This is a genomic window from Kribbella sp. NPDC026596, assembly GCF_040638415.1.
GTDB lineage: Bacteria > Actinomycetota > Actinomycetes > Propionibacteriales > Kribbellaceae > Kribbella.
On sequence record NZ_JBEZYF010000021.1, the window covers coordinates 42,547 to 62,786 of the forward strand.

The following is a 20,240-nucleotide window of genomic DNA, read 5'->3' on the forward strand; positions in this document are numbered from 1 at the left end:
TTTGACACCTTTTATGCCCCCGTCTTCTCAAGTGTGCGCAGCCTGTGCGGGATCCGCTTCGTCACGAGTGCGTCGACCAGATAGCTGGCCACCTCGCCAGGCGTCGTTCCGCGGCCGAACACCCGGTCCACACCGAGCTCGCCGGCCATCTGCTCGGTGAAACGGGGGCCGCCGGCAACCAACACCGGCCGGGCGTCCTCGGCGTACGCCTCCCGGAAGGCGGCCGACATCTCCTTGGTGTTCAGTACGTGCGCCTCCCGCTGGGTCACCACCTGTGACACCAGGATCGCGTCCGCCTTCTCCGCCTTGGCCCGCCGGACCAGCTCCGGTACGGCGACCTGCGCGCCGAGGTTCACCACCTTGAGCTCGCGGTAGTACTCCAGGCCCTTCTCCCCCGCGAACCCCTTGATGTTCATGATCGCGTCGATGCCGACGGTGTGCGCGTCGGTGCCGATACACGCACCGACGATGGTCAGCCGGCGGCGCAGCGTCTTGCGGATCGAGAGGTTCACCTCCTTCGGCGACAGCAGCGGGTAGTCGCGCTCGATCACTTCGACCTTGTCGGTGTCGACCAGGTGGTTCACCGGCCCGTAGACCACGAAGAAGGTGAAGTCCGGACCCATCGCCTTGGCGTGGACGACGAGGGCCGGGTCCATGCCCATCTTGTTCGCGAGCTGGACGGCGGCGCCCTCGGCCCGCTTGTCGTGCGGGATCGGCAGCGTGAACGACAGCTGCACCATGCCGTCACCCGTGGTGTCGCCGTACGGCCGGATGATGCTCACTGGTCCTCCTCCAACAGCTCGATCGCCGGGTTGTAGTACTCGGAGGACCTGCGAGCCACTCCGTCCAGACCGCGCCCGGCGTCCTGCGGGCGCTTCATCAGTCCGAAGGTCCCGTCGCCGATCGCGTTCAGCAGGCCGTCGTCGACGATCTCCTCGAGGAGCTCCACCGACTCCCCCAGCACCTGCCGGGCGCGGGACGCGATGAAGCCGTCCGGAGCCGGCCGGAAGTCCTCATGAAGGTTGCCTGCGGCACCCAGAACGTAGCGGACGTTCTGCAGGGCCAGATCGCGGTCGGAGATCCACGGCGTCACGACCGCCTCGGTCATCATGCCGACCAGCAGGATGCCCTGCCCGGTCATCGCCCCGGCCAGGTTGAAGAAGCCGTCCAGCAGGTACCCGCGGAACACGTCGCCGGTCATGTGCCGCGTCGGCGGCATCCACTTCAGCGGCGCGTCCGGGAACAGCTGCCGGGCGAGCATCGCGTGCGCCAGTTCGAGCCGGAACGAGTCCGGCAGGTCCGGGTTGATCTCGAACGCGTGCCCGAGCCCGAGCTGCCAGTCCTCCAGCCCGGCCTCCTTGGCGAAGTACTCGTTCAGCAGTTGCGACACCGTCACCGTGTGGGCGGCCTCGACCGCGTCGGCGGTGGTCAGGTAGTTGTCCTCGCCGGTGTTGATGATGATCCCGGCCCGGGCGTGGATCTGCCGGCTGAACCGCTGGTCGACGAACGTGCGGATCGGGTTGATGTCGCGGAACAGGATCCCGTACATCGAGTCGTTCAGCATCATGTCCAGCCGCTGGAGCCCGGCCAGCGTCGCGATCTCCGGCATGCACAGCCCGGACGCGTAGTTCGTCAGCCGGATGTAGCGCCCGAGTTCCTTCGACGACTCGTCCAGCGCCGCCCGCATCAGCCGGAAGTTCTCCTGCGTCGCATAGGTCCCGGCGAAGCCCTCGCGGGTCGCGCCTTCCGGAACGTAGTCCAGCAACGACTGCCCGGTCGACCGGATCACCGCGATGACGTCCGCGCCCGCCCGCGCCGCCGCCTGGGCCTGCGGGATGTCCTCGTAGATGTCGCCGGTGGCAACGATCAGGTAGATCCACGGCCGCTGTTCCGGGTCGCCGTACCGCTTGATCATCCGGTCGCGCTCGCGCCGCCGCCCGTCGACCTTCTTCAACCCGGCGGCCGCCGCCTTCCGTGCCGCCGCCCGCGCTCGGACGGCGTCCCGCCCCTCGGGCAGCCGGAACGTCACGGACCCTGAGGCCGCCTTCTGCGCCAGGACGCCCAGGTCCTCCGCCTGGCCGCGCACCAGCGCGTCCCAGACCGGCAGGGCGAACCCGTGCTCCAGCCCGACGTCCGCACGGACGGTGTCCGCTAGCCGGTTGACCCACGGGATCCCTTCCGTGTCCGCGCCGGACAGCCCGGCCAACCGCAGTACCGCTCGCTCGACCGACACCGTCGTGTGCTGCCGGGCCAGGTTGACGATCGGCCGCCCGGCCTTGCGGGCCAGGCTCCGCGCCTTCCGGACGGTCACCGGATCAAGATCAAGCTTCTTCACCGCACGCGTCACAGCGACCATCCTTCTGCTTCATAAACCACGCGGCCGCCGACGGCGGTTCGCAAACAAGTGGGGACGCCCTCGCTCAGGTCCGGCAGCACGGGCACCCCGGCGCGCGGGTCCGTCGACCACGCCGCAACGCGTGAGTCCGGCGTCTGCACGACCAGGTTCGCGTCGCTCTCCCAGATCGCGTACGTCGCTGCCGTGCTCGGCGCGAGGACACCGGCGTCATCGATCCCGGCCGCCCGCCAGCCACCCCGGGTGTGCGCCTGGAACGCGGCCCGAACGGTCACCCGCTCGGACTTCTCGTGGTGGAATGCGGCCGCCCGCACTGCCTCCCAGCCACCGAGCTCGGTGACCGGTGCGTCCGAACCGAACGCCAGTACGACGCCGGCCCGGGCGAGCGAACCGAACGGGTTCATCCCCTGCCACCGGTCGCCCACCCGCTCGGCGTACATCCCGTCCGGCCCGCCCCACAGCGCGTCGAACATCGGCTGCACACTGGCGACGACGCCGTACCGGGCGAGGGTCGCGATCGTTGCCTCGTCGACCATCTCGACGTGTTCCAGCCGGTGCCGCGCGGCGACGAGCGCCTGGGCCCCAACCTTCTCGGCGGCGAGGTCGAAGCCGCGGGCGATGTTGTCGAGGGCCTGGTCGCCGATGCAGTGGAAGCCGGCCTGGACGTTCCGCTCGGTGCAGGCGATCACGTGCTCGGCGATCTGCTCGGGCGTCAGGTAGGCGTGACCACGGTGGTCCGAGCGATCGGCGTACGTCTCCCGCAGCGCCGCCGTCCGCGAGCCCAGCGCGCCGTCGGCGTTCAGGTCACCGGCGAGACCCGCGAGGTCGTACGTCGCGATGTGCTCGAAGACACCGGGCTCACCCCAGTAGAGCGTCGCGGACAGCCCGACCTGCTGTGCGATCTCGCGGACCAGCGGAAGTTCCCACAACGGCCCGATGTGCGGAGCCGCCATCTCATGGAAGGCTCCGATCCCCTTCGACGCCATCGCTTTGAGGGCGGCCTCGATGTCCGTGCGCCGCTGCTCCGGCCCGATCAGCTCGCTCAGCGCGTCCCGGACGGCGTGATGCGCGTCGCGCTCCACGCGGCCACTCGGGTCGTAACCGTCGCCCTTCGCCGCCGGGACCAGAGCTGACGAGATGACCCCGGAGTGCCCGTCGATCCGGGACAGGTACACCCGGCGACCGTCGGCCGCGCGATCCAGCTCGTCGGCCGTCGGCGGGCGGCCCTCGGGCCACCTCGTCTCGTCCCAGCCGGCGCCGTCGATCACCGCGTCCGCCGGAAGAGTCCGCGCGAAGGCGGCGAGGCGATCGAGGGCTTCGGTCAACGAGGTCGTGCCGGCGAGGTCGAGCCCAGTCAGCAGCGCGCCGGTCTGCGCGGTGTGGACGTGAGCGTCGACGAAGGCCGGCGTGACCAGCTTGCCGTCGAGGTCGACCACCTCGTCGGCGCCGTCGGCGTACGAGCCCGCGCCGGTGTCGTCACCGAGCCAGGTCACCACGCCGTCGTCGAAGGCGATCGCGGTGGCGTGAGGGTCGACGGGTGAGTAGACGGAACCGTTCGTCAGAAGTGTGCGCACGAACTAATCCTCCGCCAGCCTGCTCTCGAACAGTCCGCGGACACCCGGCTCGGCTCGCAAGAGCTCCAGCGCGTAGTCCGCGTGACCAGGCACGTACCCGTTGCCGACCAGCATCGTCACGTCGGCCGCGAGACCTTCCGCACCGAGTGCCGCGGCGGAGAACGACGTGGCCATCGAGAAGAAGATCACCGTGCCGCCGGCCGCCGTCGAGAGGACGGCTCCGTGCTCACAGCCCGGTACGTCGACGCAGACAACGGTGATGTCCGCCGGTCCGCCGGCCTCCTCGACCGCCTTCGCCAGCGCCACCGGATCACGGGCATCGGCCAAGGTGACCGCGTCGGCGATCCCCGCAGTAGTGAGACGCTCCACCTCGGCCTGCACGGGGACGATCCCGATCGTGCGCGCGGCTCCGGCAGCCCGTGCCGCGGCCAGCGACAGCGACCCCGATTTGCCTGCGCCGCCAATAACTGACACGACAGGCTTTATGCCTTTGTCGACATACTGGCGAACCACGCGAGCGGTCAGGGCGGGTGCGCCACAGACGTCCATGACGGCCAGCGACAGCTCGGGCTTCAGGTCGTCAGGCAGCTTGGCGACGATCGAGCGGGCGAACAGGATCGCGTGGCCTTGCGCCGGAACCTGCTCGCTCCTGCCGTCCCAGCTCGCGAGCTCGTCGGTGATCTGCAGCGGCGTCAGCGTGAGCGAGACGAGCGTGGCGACGCGGTCGCCCTTGCGGACGCCGAGGGGTGACTCCGGACCGGCCTCGTCGACCACGCCGACGAGCATGCCGCCGGAGCCGGTGACCGGGTTCTGCATCTTGCCGCGGGTCGCGACGATGTCGAGGACCGCTCGGCGGATCGCCGTACCGTCACCGCCGTGCGTTTCGGCGAGCTGGCGGTACGACGCGGCGTCCAGATTCAGTCGCTCGACCGCGATCCGGACCTCGTCGGGCCAGATCTCGGCCCGCGCGTCGAGCTTGTCCGCCGCCTGCGGCAACACGCCGGACGGCGCGAGTACGCGATGCAGTCCTACCGGGCTGGATGACACGGATCCTCCTCGTTGCGGTCAGGCAAAATACTACTGATAGTGCGATGTGACGAGAATTCTTGCGGCATACTGTTGGATCTAAGGGAAGTTCTATCGCTATCCTCACATGTGACCGCATCACCACTGAAGCCCCTTCGGAGCCCGCATGACTGACTTGATCAGCCCTGATGTCGCCGTACCGGAGCCTGCCGACCTGGCCGGCCAGCCGTACGCGTACCGACGGGCCGAGCTGGTGGAGCCGGATTGGACCCGTCTCCCCGGGTGGAAGAACGTCACCGCCGAGGAGTGGCGCTCGGTGCAGTGGCAGCGGTCGCACTGTGTGAAGAACGTCAAGCAGTTGCGTGACGTGATGGGCGATCTGCTCGAGGAACGGGTCTACGAGGACCTGACCCGCGACCAGGCCGAGCGGGCGACGATGTCGATGCTGCTGCCGCCGCAGATGCTCAACACGATCGTTCCTCAGGGCGCTCCTGATTACACGGAAGCGTTCTACGCCGACCCGGTCCGCCGCTACATGCTGCCGGTGTTCAGCGATCGTCGTGCCGACTGGCCGTCCCACCCGCACGCAACCCGGGACTCGTTGCACGAGCACGAGATGTGGGCCACGGAGGGGTTGACCCACCGATACCCGACCAAGGTCCTCGCGGAGATCCTGCCGACGTGCCCGCAGTACTGCGGTCACTGCACGCGGATGGACCTGGTCGGGAACTCGACTCCCGTCATCGAGAAGCTGAAGTTCGTCGCGAAGCCGCAGGCCCGGCTCGACGACATGCTCGACTACCTGCGCCGTACGCCGGGAGTCCGGGACGTCGTCGTGTCCGGTGGCGACGTGGCGAACATGCCCTGGCCGCGCCTCGAGGCGTTCCTGACGAGCCTGCTGGAGATCGAGAACATCCGCGACATCCGGCTGGCGACCAAGGCGCTGATGGGGATGCCGCAGCACTGGCTGTCGGACGACGTCCGGGCCGGGGTCGAGCGGGTTGCTCAGCTCGGCCGGCAGCGAGGCGTGATGATCGCGATGCACACGCACGTCAACGCCGCCCAGTCGGTGACGCCATTGGTGGCCGAGGCAACGAAGGCGATGTTCGAGGCCGGTCTGCGTGACGTCCGCAACCAGGGTGTGCTGATGCGCGGCGTGAACGACTCGGTGCCGCAGCTGCTGGACCTGTGCTTCGCGTTGCTCGATGGCGCGACGATCACGCCGTACTACTTCTACATGTGCGACATGATCCCGTTCTCCGAGCACTGGCGGGTGTCGGTGAAGGACGCGCAGCACCTGCAGCACGGCATCCTCGGCTACCTCCCCGGCTTCGCTACCCCGCGCATCGTCTGCGACGTCCCGTACGTCGGCAAGCGATGGGTGCACCAGTTGTCGGAGTACGACGAGGTCCGCGGCATCTCGTACTGGAAGAAGAACTACCGCACCGGCATCGAGCAGCAGGACCCCGAGGCGCTGAACCGCACGTACGAGTACTACGACCCGATCGACTCGCTTCCGGCCGAGGGCCAGGAGTGGTGGAAGCAGCACGCCGGCACCTCGCTGGCCGAGGCCGAGAAGCGCGCCGCCGCCTCCCGCACCGCCGCCGAGGCCCAGACACTGCTCGAGATCAACTAACCCGCCCCGATCCGCCTTCGGTGCCACCAATGCAGGGGGTGGCACCGGAGGCCTTCTCTTGTTGCCTGCTGCAACCTGATGCTCCGGTGCACCGGGTGGCCGCTAGTCTTCCGTCGTCAATCGTTCGGCATGTCTGGGGCATGCCGAGATCTCGGGAGTCTGCGTGCGGGTCGTCCGCTCTGTCCTTGGTGTCCTGCTTGCCCTCATCGGCCTGCTCGTCGGTCTGGCCGGCGCCGCGGCCGCGTTCTGGCTGATCGGCCCGGACGACACGGTCAAGTCGGGTGATCAGCACCTCACCAGCAAGGGGCTCGCGATCGCCAGCTCCCCCGATCTCCTGGATCGGCACGGACCGGTACTGCATGTCGAGGCCCGGTCCAGCGACGGCAAGCCGATCTTCGTCGGCGTCGCCCGGGACTTCGATGTCGCCAGCTATCTCAAGGGCTTCGCGCACACGTCGCTGGTTCAGGTGCAGTACCCGATCGCGCTGACCACCCAGGAGAAGAAGGGCGCCGCCGGTCCGCTCACCGCGCCGGCGACGCTCGACTGGTGGGTCGCGAAGGCGAACGGCACCGGCAGTCAGTCGATCGCGTGGCCGATCAGCGATGGGCCGTACGACGTGGTTGTTATGAGCGCGGATGGGAAGACCGCGCCGGACGTTCAGGTCGACCTCGGGATCGAGATCCCGCACGCATTCCTCACCGCGCTGGGTGTCTTCGTGGCCGGCCTGCTCTTGGTTGCCATTGGCATCTTGCTGCTCCTGTTCCGGCGACGTCGCCCCACCTCACCGCAGCCGGTGTTCGCACCGTATGTTCACGGACAACCTGTTCAAGGGCCACCTACCCAGGCTCCTACTGGGTCGGTGCGGCGGGTTGCGGTGATCGGGGTGGCGCTGAGCCTCGTCACCGGCTGCTCGGCGATCCCGCAGCGGGACACCGTCGAGAGCCTCACCCGCCCGGCGGTCAGCAACGAGACCGCGGCCGCCGTCGTCAAGCACTACAACGAGGTCAACAACGCCGCCAACCGCCGCCGCGACGACAAGCTCATCGCGACCATCGAGGCCGGGACCGTCGTCCGCGAGAGCCAGGCCGGCTACGCCATCAGCCGAACGCTGGACAAGTCCGGCAAGGACCTGATCAAGCCGTTCACGTACACCAAGCCCGTGGTCGGGGCACCGAACTACGGCACGTACCCGATGCACTTCGTCGTGTCCGCGGGCATCTCCGACACCAAGGACTACCGCTACCTCGGCGTCTGGGAACGCACCACCGCGGGCAGCCCGTGGATGCTCACCTTCGCCGCCGCTCCCGCAGCCGCGGCGAAGGTCCCGGACATCACCGGTCTGCATCCGGTCACGAACGCCGACGCGAAGAGGCTGGCCGCCGCACCCCAGGCCGCCTCGACGGCACTCGCCGAGTACCTGACGGTGGGTGCGAAGTCCCCGCGTGCCGCGTCGTTCACTCCGAACGCCGACGTCACCAAGCTTCTCGCGACCGTCGCCGACTGGCATTCGACCGCGGCCAAGCAGCCGAAGATCTACCAGCACGTCAGCGACCAGTTCACCATCGCGACCCCGCCGACCGCCTTCGTCACCAAGTCGGGTGCGGCCCTCGTCTTCGCCACAGTCACCGAAGACTTCAAGCTCGACATCGGCACCAACTACAGCTTCAACTGGTCCAGCGGTGATCCCATCGGTTTCAGCCCCGCCACCGTCAAGTACCAGAACGCCCTCACCCGAACCACCCTGCACGACGCCGTCCTCCTGGTCCCCGCCAAGGGCGCAGGCAAGATCACCCTCCTCTCCTTCGAGTCCCAACTCATCGACGCCGGCGGATACTGAACAGCAGCTCGACCGGAGGAGGCGTGATCCGGGCCTGATCCAGTCAGAGATCCACGACGAGCTCCGACACCACGGGTACGACGTCAAGCCCGGCGAACCAGGCGAGAACATCACCACCGGCGGCGTCGACCTCCTCACCCTCCCCCAAGGCACCCGCCTCCAGATCGGCCCCGACGCCGTCCTCGCTCGAGGTGGTCTGATCACACCCCGAGCAGGGCGGGCAGCTCGGTGAACGACGAAACCGTCGGGCCGGTCCAGCTCGGATCGCTGTCCGAGTGCTCCGTCGTCCGGATCGCGTACATACCGAGCGCGGCCGCCGCCTGAAGCTCGTTGTCGCGTCCGTCACCGACGTACACACATGAGGCTGGCGGTACTTCGAGCGCGGTGCAGGCGGCGAGGTAGATCTTCGGATCCGGCTTGGCCGCGCCGACCTGGGTGGAGAACGCCGTCGCATCGAAGTACGGCGGAAGCGGACTCGCCGGCCACTGGAGCTCGGTGTGGGCGGTGATGTTGCTGACCAGCCCAATCCGCCAACCGGCCGATCTCAGCCCGGCCAAGGCGACGAGTGTGCCGGCCGGTACGGCGTCCACCAGCCGGCGGGACAGGCCCTGCCGGACGTTCGTTGCCCGCTGCACCTGTTCGTCCGTCGGGTCGCCGCCGGCGCGGCGGCTGATCACCCGGATCGTGTTCGGCAGGTCGCCGTACGCGCCGACGAACCGCTCCCGCGAGGTCGCCTCGAACTCCCGAGCGAACGCCACAGGGTCGACCCCCAACACCCGAGCCATCTGTGCATGGATCACATCCCGCTCGGCCTCACCATCAGGAACCAGAGTGCTGAACAGATCACTCAAAAGGACTCTGCGCACACGCCGACCCTATCCCGGCCCCAATGTCGCTTTGCGGAACAAAACCGCCTCTCACCGCAAACTACTTACCGCAAACCGTCCGCATGCGAATCAGCCCCGCGGTCGGAAACCAGCCATCGGAGACGCCGCCGCACCCATCGTCTGCCGGCCTCACCCACCGCCACACATGCACGTCCTCAACAGCCTGACCGCCCGACCACATGGCCCTCGCCGACCACCTCAGGCCGTGCGACCGATCCGCGAACTGACGGCCGAAGGAGCTGTCGCCGCCGAAGGCGGTGTCCTTTGGCCGGTGTGGTTAGAAGGCTGGTGGGCGGCGTTCGTAGGGGGTGCTGAGGACGATTGTGGTGGTGGTGGAGACGTTGGCTCGGGCTCGGATGATCGCCAGGAGGTTTTCGAGGGCCGCGGGGGACGCCACGCGGACGACGAGGATGTAGCTGGAGTCGCCGGCTACCGAGTAGCAGGACTCGATCTCGGGGACCTCGCGGAGGCGTTCGGGTGAGTCGTCCGGCTGGGACGGGTCGATCGGGCGGATCGAGATCAGGGCGGTCAGCGGGAGGTCGAGGGCGGTGTGGTCGACCTTCGCCGCGTACCCCTGGATGATGCCGCGCTGCTCCAGCCGCTTCACCCGCTGGTGCACCGCCGACGTGGACAGGCCGGTGGCCTTGCCGAGGTCGGTGAAACTCATCCTGCCGTCGCTGGCGAGCAGCCCGACAATTTTGCGGTCCAGGTCCTCCATTCTGGCGACCCTACTGCCGCGACGCCGTGGCATGAAAGCATCGCCCCATGGCTGAGACAGGACAGCGGCTGATGCTGCTCGACACCGCGTCGCTCTACTTCCGCGCGTTCTTCGGCGTGCCGGACACGATGAAGGCCGCCGACGGTACGCCGACCAACGCGATCCGCGGACTCCTAGACTTCATCGCCCGCCTGACCGAGAACCACCGGCCGACCCACCTGGTCGCCTGCTGGGACGACAACTGGCGCCCGTCCTGGCGGGTCGCCCTGATCCCGTCGTACAAGGCGCAGCGGGTCGAGTTCGTCACGCCGAAGGGTGAGCAGGTCGAGGACGTCCCGGACCGACTCGAGGTCCAGGTGCCCTACATCCGCGCCTGCCTCGAGGCACTCGGTATCGCCATCGTGGGCGCGCCCGACCACGAGGCCGACGACGTGATCGGCACGCTCTCGCACCAGGCGACGATGCCCGTGGACGTGGTCACCGGCGACCGCGACCTGTTCCAGCTGATCGACGACAGCCGCGGCATCCGCGTCGTATACACCGCCGCGCGCGGCGTCGGCCGGGCCGAGGTGTACGACGAGAAGGCGCTGCTCGTCAAGTACGACATCCCCGCGAACCGGTACGCCGACTTCGCCACCCTCCGTGGTGACGCCTCCGACGGACTGCCCGGGGTGAAGGGCATCGGCGAGAAGACGGCCGCCTCACTCGTCACGGCGTACGGCGATCTGGACGCGATCCGCGCGGCCGCCGCAGACGCGAGTACGCCGATGTCGGCGTCGGTGAAGCGGAAGATCCTGGAGGCGGCCGACTACCTCGACGTCGCCCCGAAGGTCGTCGCGGTCGCCAAGGACGCGCCGGTCGGCACCTTCGACCCGACGATCCCGCACGAGGTGAAGGACCCGGAGCGCTGGCTGGACCTGGTCGAGCTGCTCGAGCTCGGCGGCAGCGCCCAGCGGGTCATGTCCGCGCTCAACCTGGGACCGAAGGCATGAACGAGCGAAGCGAGTTCATCATCAAGCACAGCGCATCTCGTGTCTCATCCGCGCCCGGAGCGAAGCGAGGACGTGGATGAGCACCCGCGAGCTCGCCGAGCAGTTCCGCGACGAGATCGTCACGCTCCGCCGCGCGCTGCACCAGGTTCCGGAGTACGACCTCGAGCTGCCCAAGAGCCAGCGCCTCATCCTCGACGCGCTGGAGGGTCTGCCCCTGGAGATCACTCTCGGCAAGGAGCTCTCCTCGGTCACCGCCGTACTACGGGGTGGTCGCGGACCGGGTCCCGTCGTACTGCTGCGTGGCGACATGGACGCGCTGCCGGTGACCGAGCGGGTCGACGTACCGTACGTGTCGCAGCATCCCGGGATGATGCATGCCTGCGGCCACGATCTCCATGTCGCGGGACTCGTCGGCGCGGCCAAGATCCTCTCCTCGCTGCAGGCCGAGCTGGCCGGCGACGTGGTGTTCATGTTCCAGCCCGGCGAGGAGACCAGCGGCGGCGCACCGATCATGATCCGCGAAGGTGTGCTGGATGCGGCCGGACGTCGGGCGGATGCCGCCTACGGTCTGCACGTCGGGTCCGCGGGCCAGCCGTTGGGGATGTGGAGCAGCCGGCCCGGCTCGTTCATGGCCGCGGCCGACCAGTTGCACGTGCGGGTCGTCGGAGCCGGGACACACGGATCGATCCCGTACCGCGGCAAGGACCCGATCCCGGTGCTCTGCGAGATGGTCGGTGCGTTGCAGACCATGGTGACGCGGCAGTTCGACGTGTTCGACCCGGTCGTCCTCACGGTCGGGCGGATCGCGGGTGGGACGAAGGAGAACATCATCCCGGACGACGCGTTCTTCGACGCGACGGTACGGACGTTCTCCGCCGAGGCCCGCGCAAAGGTACAGCAGGCGTCGGTGCAACTGGTCGAGGCGCTGGCGACCGCGCACGGCCTCACCGCGGAGGTGGACTACCAGATCGGCTACCCGGTGACGGTCAACGACGCCACGGAGTACGAGTTCGCCCGGTCGACGATCGTCGACCTCTTCGGCCCCGACAGGTTCCGCGAGCGCCCCAATCCGAGGTGCGGCGCCGAAGACATGTCCTACCTCCTGCAGGAGGTCCCGGGCGTCTACCTCAACCTCAGCGCCTGCCGCAACCCCCACCCCGACGCCGCCGCCGACAACCACTCCCCCTTGGCCGACTTCGACGACGCCATCCTCCCCGACGCCGCCGCCCTCCTCGCCGAACTCGCCGTACGCCGCATCGCCCGGACCTAGGGGCCGGGCCCAGGAACCCGGCCAAGGAACCCTGGGCTCAGCGGCCGAGGCCGGCGTTGCGGGCTTGGATGATGGCTTCGGCGCGGTCGGCGACGTGGAGTTTGGCGAAGATGTTCGAGACGTTGTTGCGGACGGTCTTCGGGGACAGGTAGAGCTCGGTGGCGATCTGGGCGTTCGAGTGGCCGGCCGCGACCAGCGCGAGGATCTCGTGCTCGCGGGTGGTGAGCTGGGGGAACGGGCTGCCGGCCAAGGCGACGGGCGCCGCGGCGAAGAACTCGGCGACGCGGCGGGCGATCGCCGGTCCGAAGATCGCCTCGCCCTGGGCAACCGCGGTGATCGCGCGGACGATCTCGGCCTGGTTCGCGCCCTTCAGCAGGTACCCGCGCGCACCGGCCCGCATGGCGGCGAACAGCGTCTGATCCTCTTCGGCCATCGTGAGTACGACGACGCCGATGTGCGGACTGTCCGCGGTGATCGCCCGGGTCGCCTCGATGCCGTCCAGCCGCGGCATCTGCACGTCCATCACCACGACATCCGGCTGCAGGTCCCGTGCGCGATCCACGGCCTCGACCCCGTCGGCCGCCGTACCGACGACCTCGACGCCGTCCAGCGACCCCAGCAAGGCGGCCAGCCCGTCGCGGTAGACGGGATGGTCATCCGCCAGCAGCACCCGCACAGCCTCACCCATGAACATCCTCCGGTACGGCGTCCAGCGGCAACCTGACACGTACGACGGTGCCACCGCCGGCCGGACACGTGACACTACAGACTCCCCCGAGCTCGGCGGCTCGTTCCCGCACCGACAGCATCCCCACGCCCGCCTGCACGTCCGGGCCGATCCCGAGGCCGTCATCGCTGACGGACAACTCAAGCGCCGTCCCGGCCAAATGCAGCGCGATGTCGCACCGCGAGGCCGCCGCGTGCCGGGCGACATTCGTCAACGCCTCCGAGGCGATCCGGAACGCTGCGACCTCGACGCCGGCCGGCAACGCGCCGAGCGTATCCGCGTCGACCGACACCGCCAATCCACTCAGCCGGAACCGCTCGGCCTGCTGCTCGATCGCGCGTACCAAGCCGAGCTCGTCCAGCGCGGGAGGCCGTAGATCATGAACCAACCGCCGTACGTCGGCGAGCGCAGCCGCGACCTCCGTCGTCGCCTGATCCAGCATGCGATCCGCCTCGGCCGGCGCGGATTTCGCCAGGTTCCGGGCGGTCTCGATGCGCAGAGCCACCGCTCCGAGGCTCGGGCCGAGGCTGTCGTGCAGGTCGCGCCGGAGCCGCCGCCGCTCCTCCTCGCGCGCCGCGACCAAGCGGCTGCGGCCCTGCTGCAACTCGGTGCTCAGCTCACTCGCCCGCGCCGCCGCGGCGGCTTGCCTGACCAGGTCACCCAGCAGTCGCTGGTCCCGGTCGGACAACGCCGTACCACCGCCCGGGCAGAACACCAGGCGACCGACCGACTCACCGCGATAACCGACCGACAACGCATGAGTCGGGCCCACCTCCCGGCCGTGCTCCACGATCGCCAACCCTCCACCGGACCGCTCGACCTCGACCCGTACGTACGGCAGCCGGAACGCCTCCGCCACCGTGCGGGCGACGGCATGCAACTGCTCGTCCGGGTCGGCGGCCGACTCCAGCCGTTCGGCCAAGGCGGACATGGTCGCGTACGGATCATCACGGGAGCCGCGGACGAGCCGTCGTACCCACTGCCAGAGCCGGCTCCGCAGTGGCGCGTAGACCACGGCGACGACCGCGATCGCGACCAGCGCCGCATCCCGCTCGCCGAGCACACCACCGGCTACGGCGAACACGGCCAGGTCGACGCCGACCACGAGGACCGCGAGGACGCCGTACAGGAAGGTGGCCGAGAGCAACCGATCCACGGCGTACAGGCGGTGTTTCGTGACCGCGAAGACGATCGCGGCCGAGGTCAGCGCGATGGAGAGGGCGAACAGGAGCGCCGACACCGCGGGTGGATTCTCGAGCGGTACGACGAGCACGATCAGGTCGACCAGGGCCGCCCACATGAGCCAGCGGATCTGCGCGCGTCGCTCCCGCTCGGCCGCGCGATAGCGATGGACGGTCACGGCGAACGGTACGACCAGGCTGACGATCACAGCGGCGTACGCGACACGGAGCAGCGCGGCCCACACGTTGTACGGCAGGTCGAGGCTAATCGGGTCGAGGTTCAGTTGCCGGATCTCGGGCGGGAGCGCGGCGGACTGATAGCGCTCCATCACGTCGATCGGTGCGACGAGCAACAGCAGCGGAAGCAGGGTGGTGAGCGCGAGGCTGGCGATCGACAGGCCGCGCCACAGTCTCGCCGTGGGCAGCCGGCCGTCCGGGAACAGCAGGATGAGCAGCGGCAGCCCGAGTAGGAGGAACGCTCCGAAGCGCGAGTAGAACCAGTACGCCGCTGAGGCGCCGGGCAGGCCGGGAGACGTGTAGATCGCGTACGTCGCCCAGCTCGAGGCGAACCCGTCGACGATCCACAGCAGACCGGATCCGGTCAGGATCCAGGCGATGGGGTGTCGCGGGAGACGACGCAGCAGGAGCAGGCCGGGAATGACTTGAGCCAGTCCGGACAGGACGGCGGTCCACCCCGCGTCGAGCTCGGCCGCGGCTGGAATGTCGGTGCCGTTGCGCACATCGAGGACGACTGTCGCGACGGACAGCAGGAGCGCGACTGCCCCGAGTGCAGCCGGCCCCCATCCCCTCCGTGCGTCCTCCCCCACCGCTGCATTGTCACCCAAAGTGTGTCCCGCCGTCCCGGGTCAACTGTCCCGTCGTACGACGGGACACCTCGAGGGACTGCGGACCCTGTCCGGCGGGTCGGCCGGGCCCGAAGACTCGGAGCCATGAGACACACCTCAGGGGGAGGAACCGCAATGACTACAACACCTGCTAGGGCCCGCACCGATGTGGCGCCGCAGCCTCAGGTGACGGCCGGTCCGGCCGAACGCACGATTCGCCGGCTCGGTCTTGGTCTGACGGCCGGGACGCTGGCGTGGGCCGCGAGTATCTTCGCGTTCACCACGGTGACCGAAGGAGTGCCGGAGCGGATCGGGGACCTGACCGGGCTCGCGTTCCAGCTCGGCGTGTTCTGCTTGCTGGCGATCCAGTTCAAGACCCGTGCCACTGGGAACTCGACCGTACTGCTGAAGGTGGAGGCGGTGATCCTCGGGATCGCCAGCGTCTGGTCGCTGCTGCACGGCGTACTCCCATCGAACCTGCAGGACGCGACGTGGCTGGTCCCGATGGACATCTGCTGGCCGTTGTCGATGATCGGTATGGCGGTGATCGCGGTGAAGATCGCGGTAGCCGGACGCTGGCGCGGCGTACTGCGCTGGTGGCCGCTGGTCGCGGAGAGCTGGGCGATCGTGACCGTGCCGTCGATGGTCGTCTTCGGTGACGGAGCTTCCCGCTGGATCGGCGGGACGCATCTCCTGATCGGGTACGCGACCTTGGGTGTCCTGCTCGCACTCCGGCCGCACCTCGTCTTACCGAAGATCTGAGACACGGGCGCCACCCACTGCGGGTGGCGCCCGGCCTCAGCGGTGCAGGGCGGAATCGAGCCAGGTCATGAAGGTGCTGTAGTCCGCGCTGATGGACATGATGATCTCGGTGCCTTGGTCGCTGCGGCTCATCCGTGCGATGGAGTCGAGGGCAACCCGCTCCCGAGCGAATCTGATGCCCGGCCAAAGAGTCGCCGCCGCGAGGGTGAGGGCGTCGTGCTGCATCGAGCCCGGGTAGCGCTCCATCCAGCGGTCGAGGTGCGACTGGAGGATCTTCGCCCACGGCGGCGCGCCCGGGTGGGTCCACCGCTGGTAGATCGGTGAATCGGCCGTGATCTCCATGGCCTCGCTGAACGTGACATCGGAGACGACCAGCGTGGGAAGCCACGGTTCGAGCGCGGGCAGCATCCGGATCGCCGCCTCCGGATCCACCCGGAAGTTGTGCTCCGCCCGCGACGGATCGCGGTACTTGATCGCCCCACCCATCTGCGTGACCACCAGCCGCGCCACCAAGTCCGGCCGCTCCGCCTGCAGCGTCGCCAGATTCGACAACGGCCCCATCCCCACCCACCGAATCCGCCCCGACACCGACCCGCACACGTCCACCACGGCCGAGACCACATCATCCGACTGCTTCGGTACGTCGGCCGGAAACAGCCCGTCGACGAAGTACAACCGGCTGTTCCCAAGATCCGACCCGGCAACCACCTTCACATCCCGCCTCCCCACCAGATCCAGCAGATACCGCGCAAACCGAGCCCGCTCCCCGCCGTACTCATCACTGGTGATCACAAGCGCCAGCTCCGGCACCCGCCGAGCCGCCACCACCAGGGCCACGGTGTCATCAGGATCCCCACCAATGTCCGTGTCAATGATCATTGGCGCACGGGCGATCGGCGACCGTCCGACCGGCGGCGGTGGCCCACCCGACGTCAGCGCGTCGGCGAGGTCACCGAGCTCCTCATGACTCTCGCTCAGCCCAACGAGCGCCAGCCAGTCGCTGGTCGGATCCCCTTCGCTCCGGCTGCCGCCCATGCATACCTCCGCCTGTTTGTGCTGAGTTGAGAACATTCTGTACGAACACCCGCTTGTCGTCGTCGCTGGCGCAACGGTCGTACGCAGCCCAGATCGGAGCGCTGTCCCCCGCGGTCACCCGTGCGCCCTCCAGCGTTCGTTGGAGGAGCTCCGCGTGCTGCTTGTCGGCTCGGTGGACGAACGAGTCGAGAAACTCCTTGAGCCGAGGATCGGTTTCGCCGCCGCCGATCCAGGCTCGAATCTCGGTGCGGTATCGCTGAGCACCGGCCTCCAGCCCTCGACGGTAGTCCCCGCCGGAGTCCCGGAGCGAGGCCGCGTGCTGCGCGCAGTCCGCGACCGCGAGGAGATTCACCACCTTCACACCCTCACGCACCCGCAACTGCCGAAGTCGTGGCGAGACGAGTCCTTGGCTCAGGCCCACGAGCAGAGCCGGCTCGTTGCGTTGCCCGGTCTGGGCTGGACCGTTGGCGCGGAGCCGCACCGGACTCGTCATCGGACCGTCGAGCAGCTCTTCGACACTGTTGAGCGCGAGCTGATGTGCGAAGGTCTTCGACTCCTCGGCGGGGAGGTCGTAGAACGGACGGCCCTGCCGCGTCTCCGAGGCGTTCAGATGAACCTCGTAGCCCTTCTTGCTGCCCGGATGCGGATCGTGCGGTGATTCGCCGAAGAACGCGTACCGCCCGGTGAAGGTCGTTTCCGGGTACGCCGCCGCGAGAAGCTCCTGCACCGTCCCCTTGAAGCTGGTGTCGAACACCGTAACCCGGCTGTGCGGCGCGCCGACTGGCACCTGATGTGCCTGCAGGTAGTCGCTCAGCACCCGGAATCCACCGATCGTGTCCGCTGGATCCACCCGCGGTGCCACGCGCCGATAGCCGTGGACCTGGGGAAACTTCAGACCCTGGTGGTTCTCCAGATCCTGGAGGGCGTTCTCGACAAGTGCCCTGGACAAGACAAGGTTCGAGACATGCCGACGGACGAACCGACTGTCGAGTCTGGTCATTGCCAGCGCGAGACTGTGTCCGTCGCGGCCGAGTGCGACGACGCGGCCGGTACGGCGTGAGCCGACATCAGCACGCAGATCGGCAAGCATGTCGTCAGCGATCCTGACCATCAGCGGCGCCGGAAACTCGTACGCAACGAGGTAGGCGTCGCGCAATGTCTGAATGTCGTCGTGGCCGGCGATCCCCAGCTTGGTGGCCACCCGGTGAGCAGCCGCGGTGCCTCGTGCGCGGACGGATTCTGCGGGTTCGGTCGCCATGCATCAAGTAGCTCATATTCGGCGACGACGCCGCGGAAGTTATCCACAGGGATGGAAGGGGACGCCGGTTTGGCGTCCCCTTCCTTGAGTTAGCGGCGGGCGGCTGGGGCTCCTACTGGGGTGGGGATGGCGGGGGGTTCTTCGTCTATGCCTGCTACTGCGCCGCTGAATTGGGCGTTGTAGAGGCGGGCGTAGGCGCCGTCGGCGGTCAGGAGCTCGGTGTGAGTTCCCTGTTCGACGATGGAGCCGTTCTCCATGACGAGGATGAGGTCGGCGTCACGGATGGTGGACAGGCGGTGCGCGATCACGAAGCTCGTACGGTCGGAGCGGAGAGCCGCCATCGCTCGTTGGACCAGGACCTCCGTGCGGGTGTCGACCGAGCTGGTGGCCTCGTCGAGGATCAGCAGTTGCGGGTCGGCCAGGAACGCTCGTGCGATGGTCAGCAGCTGCTTCTCACCGGCGCTGACGTTGCTGCCTTCCTCGTCGATCACCGTGTCGTACCCGTCCGGCAGGCTGTGCACGAACCGGTCGACGTACGTCGCCTTGGCCGCGGCCAGCATGTCGTCCTCGGTGGCGTTCAGGTTGCCGTAGAGGATGTTGTCCCGGATCGTGCCGCCGAACAGCCAGGTGTCCTGCAGCACCATGCCGATCCGCGACCGCAGGTCGTGCCGGGTCAGCTCGGTGATGTCGACACCGTCGAGCGTGATCCGGCCGCCGTTCAGCTCGTAGAACCGCATGACCAGGTTGACCAGCGTGGTCTTGCCGGCTCCGGTCGGGCCGACGATCGCGACCGTCTGGCCGGGCTCGGCGACCAGGCTCAGGTCGGTGATCAGCGGCTTCTCCGGGTCGTACGAGAACGACACGTGCTCGAACTCGACCCGTCCACGCGCATCGGTGACCTTCTCCGGTGTCGCGTCGTCCGGCACCTGCTCCTCGGCGTCCAGCACCTCGAAGACCCGCTCGGCCGAGGCGACCCCGGACTGCAGCAGGTTGGCCATCGAGGCCACCTGCGTCAGCGGCTGGGTGAACTGCCGCGAGTACTGGATGAAGGCCTGGACATCACCCAGCGACAACGTGCCGGACGCCACCCGCAGACCACCCAGAACCGCGATGACCACGTAGTTGACGTTCCCGATGAACATCATCAGCGGCATGATCAGTCCGGAGATGAACTGCGCGCCGAACGCGGCCTGGTACAGCTCCTCGTTCTTCTGCGCGAAGCTCGCCTCGATCTCCTTCTGCCGGCCGAAGACCTTCACCAGCTCGTGCCCGGTGAACGCCTCCTCGATCTGGCCGTTCAAGGCGCCGGTATGACGCCATTGGGCGACGAACCGGACCTGCGACCGCTTGGCGATCGCCGCGGTCAGGACCATCGAGATCGGGATCGTGACGAGCGCGATCAGGGCCAGCACCGGCGAGATCACGAACATCATCGTCACCACGCCGACCACCGTGAGCAGGGACGTGAGCAACTGGCTCAGCGTCTGCTGCAGGCTGGTCGAGATGTTGTCGATGTCGTTGGTCACCCGGCTGAGCAGCTCACCGCGGGGCGCGCCGTCGAAGTAGCTCAGCGGCAGCCGGTTCAGCTTGGCCTCGACCTCGGACCGCAGGTCCAGGATCGTCCGCTGGACCACGCCGTTCAGGATGTAGCCCTGCATCCAGGACAGGAAGAACGCGCCGACGTACAGCGCCATGACTCCCAGCAGGACGTTGCGGAGGGCATCGAAATCGATGCCGACGCCCGGGATCAGGTCGATCCCGCCGAGCAGGTCCGCGAGCCGTCCGTTGCCGGCCGCCCGGGTCTGCTCGATCACCTGCTCCCTGCTCATGCCGCTCGGGAACTGCTTGCCGATCGCGCCGGCGAAGATGATGTCGGTCGCGCGGCCGAGGATCTTCGGCCCGAGCACCGACAGCGTGACGCTGCCGACGGCGAGCATGATCACGACACCCACCTGCAACGCGCGCGGTCGCAGCCGGCCGAGCAGCCGCTTCGCCGACGGCAGGAAGTTCATCGACTTGTCGCCCGGGATCCCGCCGGGTGGGCCGAACGCACGGCCGGTCGTCGGCCGCTCGGTCGCCTTCACGGTCTTCGTCGTACTGCTACCCTCGGCCGACGGTCCCTGACCGTTGGGAGAAGCC

16 protein-coding genes are annotated in these 20,240 nt (G+C 68.4%); 5 read left to right on the forward strand and 11 right to left on the reverse strand.

Going from position 1 to position 20,240, the window contains the following annotated elements:
• Positions 1 to 11: 11 nt before the first annotated feature.
• The 4 genes from AB0E63_RS19425 to AB0E63_RS19440 are packed head-to-tail and all read right to left on the reverse strand — an operon-like array spanning position 12 to position 4,974.
• On the reverse strand, positions 12 to 782 hold the full coding sequence (locus AB0E63_RS19425; RefSeq protein WP_360367615.1) for an OAM dimerization domain-containing protein: 771 nt from the start codon (positions 780 to 782) through the stop codon (positions 12 to 14).
• Positions 779 to 2,347 (reverse strand): lysine 5,6-aminomutase subunit alpha, encoded by a 1,569-nt coding sequence (locus tag AB0E63_RS19430; RefSeq protein ID WP_360367618.1) that lies wholly within the window; start codon positions 2,345 to 2,347, stop codon positions 779 to 781. The genes AB0E63_RS19425 and AB0E63_RS19430 overlap by 4 nt, the downstream gene beginning before the upstream one ends.
• Positions 2,344 to 3,927 carry an amidohydrolase gene (locus tag AB0E63_RS19435; RefSeq protein ID WP_360367621.1) on the reverse strand — a complete coding sequence of 528 codons (1,584 nt, stop codon included), beginning with the start codon at positions 3,925 to 3,927 and terminating at the stop codon, positions 2,344 to 2,346. Before AB0E63_RS19435 ends, AB0E63_RS19430 begins: the two co-directional genes overlap by 4 nt.
• Before the next feature lie 3 nt (positions 3,928 to 3,930).
• Positions 3,931 to 4,974 (reverse strand): L-erythro-3,5-diaminohexanoate dehydrogenase, encoded by a 1,044-nt coding sequence (locus tag AB0E63_RS19440; RefSeq protein ID WP_360367624.1) that lies wholly within the window; start codon positions 4,972 to 4,974, stop codon positions 3,931 to 3,933.
• A 145-nt stretch (positions 4,975 to 5,119) separates the two neighbouring features.
• Between AB0E63_RS19440 and AB0E63_RS19445 the strand changes: the two genes are divergently transcribed.
• Both AB0E63_RS19445 and AB0E63_RS19450 read left to right on the forward strand, forming a co-directional pair.
• Complete coding sequence (locus AB0E63_RS19445; RefSeq protein ID WP_360367627.1) at positions 5,120 to 6,589, forward strand: lysine 2,3-aminomutase; 1,470 nt, start codon at positions 5,120 to 5,122, stop codon at positions 6,587 to 6,589.
• Between the two features lie 163 nt (positions 6,590 to 6,752).
• Positions 6,753 to 8,426 carry a hypothetical protein gene (locus AB0E63_RS19450; RefSeq protein ID WP_360367630.1) on the forward strand — a complete coding sequence of 558 codons (1,674 nt, stop codon included), beginning with the start codon at positions 6,753 to 6,755 and terminating at the stop codon, positions 8,424 to 8,426.
• Positions 8,427 to 8,626: 200 nt separating this feature from the next.
• On the opposite strand, the gene AB0E63_RS19455 is transcribed toward AB0E63_RS19450, so the two are convergent.
• Positions 8,627 to 9,292 (reverse strand): HAD family hydrolase, encoded by a 666-nt coding sequence (locus AB0E63_RS19455; RefSeq protein WP_360367633.1) that lies wholly within the window; start codon positions 9,290 to 9,292, stop codon positions 8,627 to 8,629.
• A 298-nt stretch (positions 9,293 to 9,590) separates the two neighbouring features.
• Positions 9,591 to 10,031: an Lrp/AsnC family transcriptional regulator gene (locus AB0E63_RS19460; protein WP_360367636.1), complete on the reverse strand. Its 441-nt coding sequence runs from the start codon at positions 10,029 to 10,031 to the stop codon at positions 9,591 to 9,593.
• 71 nt (positions 10,032 to 10,102) lie between these two features.
• Here AB0E63_RS19460 and AB0E63_RS19465 point away from each other — a divergent pair, with 71 nt between their 5' ends.
• Positions 10,103 to 11,023 carry a 5'-3' exonuclease H3TH domain-containing protein gene (locus AB0E63_RS19465; protein ID WP_360367813.1) on the forward strand — a complete coding sequence of 307 codons (921 nt, stop codon included), beginning with the start codon at positions 10,103 to 10,105 and terminating at the stop codon, positions 11,021 to 11,023.
• 76 nt (positions 11,024 to 11,099) lie between these two features.
• Entirely contained in the window at positions 11,100 to 12,293 is a 1,194-nt protein-coding gene (locus tag AB0E63_RS19470) for a M20 family metallopeptidase (RefSeq protein ID WP_360367639.1), read from the forward strand.
• Positions 12,294 to 12,330: 37 nt separating this feature from the next.
• Here the strand turns inward: AB0E63_RS19470 and AB0E63_RS19475 are convergent, their stop codons facing one another.
• Both AB0E63_RS19475 and AB0E63_RS19480 read right to left on the reverse strand, forming a co-directional pair.
• Positions 12,331 to 12,981 carry a response regulator transcription factor gene (locus AB0E63_RS19475; protein WP_360367642.1) on the reverse strand — a complete coding sequence of 217 codons (651 nt, stop codon included), beginning with the start codon at positions 12,979 to 12,981 and terminating at the stop codon, positions 12,331 to 12,333.
• The gene (locus tag AB0E63_RS19480) at positions 12,974 to 15,028 is read right to left on the reverse strand and encodes a sensor histidine kinase (protein ID WP_360367645.1); all 2,055 of its coding nucleotides are present in this window, start codon (positions 15,026 to 15,028) and stop codon (positions 12,974 to 12,976) included. The genes AB0E63_RS19475 and AB0E63_RS19480 overlap by 8 nt, the downstream gene beginning before the upstream one ends.
• A gap of 153 nt (positions 15,029 to 15,181) precedes the next feature.
• On the opposite strand from AB0E63_RS19480, the gene AB0E63_RS19485 reads away from it, so the two are divergent.
• Positions 15,182 to 15,808, forward strand: a complete 627-nt coding sequence (locus tag AB0E63_RS19485) for a hypothetical protein (protein WP_360367648.1) — start codon at positions 15,182 to 15,184, stop codon at positions 15,806 to 15,808.
• Positions 15,809 to 15,844: 36 nt separating this feature from the next.
• Here the strand turns inward: AB0E63_RS19485 and AB0E63_RS19490 are convergent, their stop codons facing one another.
• From AB0E63_RS19490 to AB0E63_RS19500, 3 genes are all read right to left on the reverse strand, one after another.
• A complete protein-coding gene (locus AB0E63_RS19490; protein ID WP_360367651.1) occupies positions 15,845 to 16,843 on the reverse strand; it encodes a nucleoside hydrolase in 999 nt (332 codons plus the stop codon).
• Positions 16,770 to 18,101, reverse strand: a complete 1,332-nt coding sequence (locus tag AB0E63_RS19495; protein WP_360367654.1) for a hypothetical protein — start codon at positions 18,099 to 18,101, stop codon at positions 16,770 to 16,772. The genes AB0E63_RS19490 and AB0E63_RS19495 overlap by 74 nt, the downstream gene beginning before the upstream one ends.
• Before the next feature lie 89 nt (positions 18,102 to 18,190).
• Positions 18,191 to 20,113: an ABC transporter ATP-binding protein gene (locus AB0E63_RS19500; RefSeq protein ID WP_360367816.1), complete on the reverse strand. Its 1,923-nt coding sequence runs from the start codon at positions 20,111 to 20,113 to the stop codon at positions 18,191 to 18,193.
• Between the last annotated feature and the right edge of the window lie 127 nt (positions 20,114 to 20,240).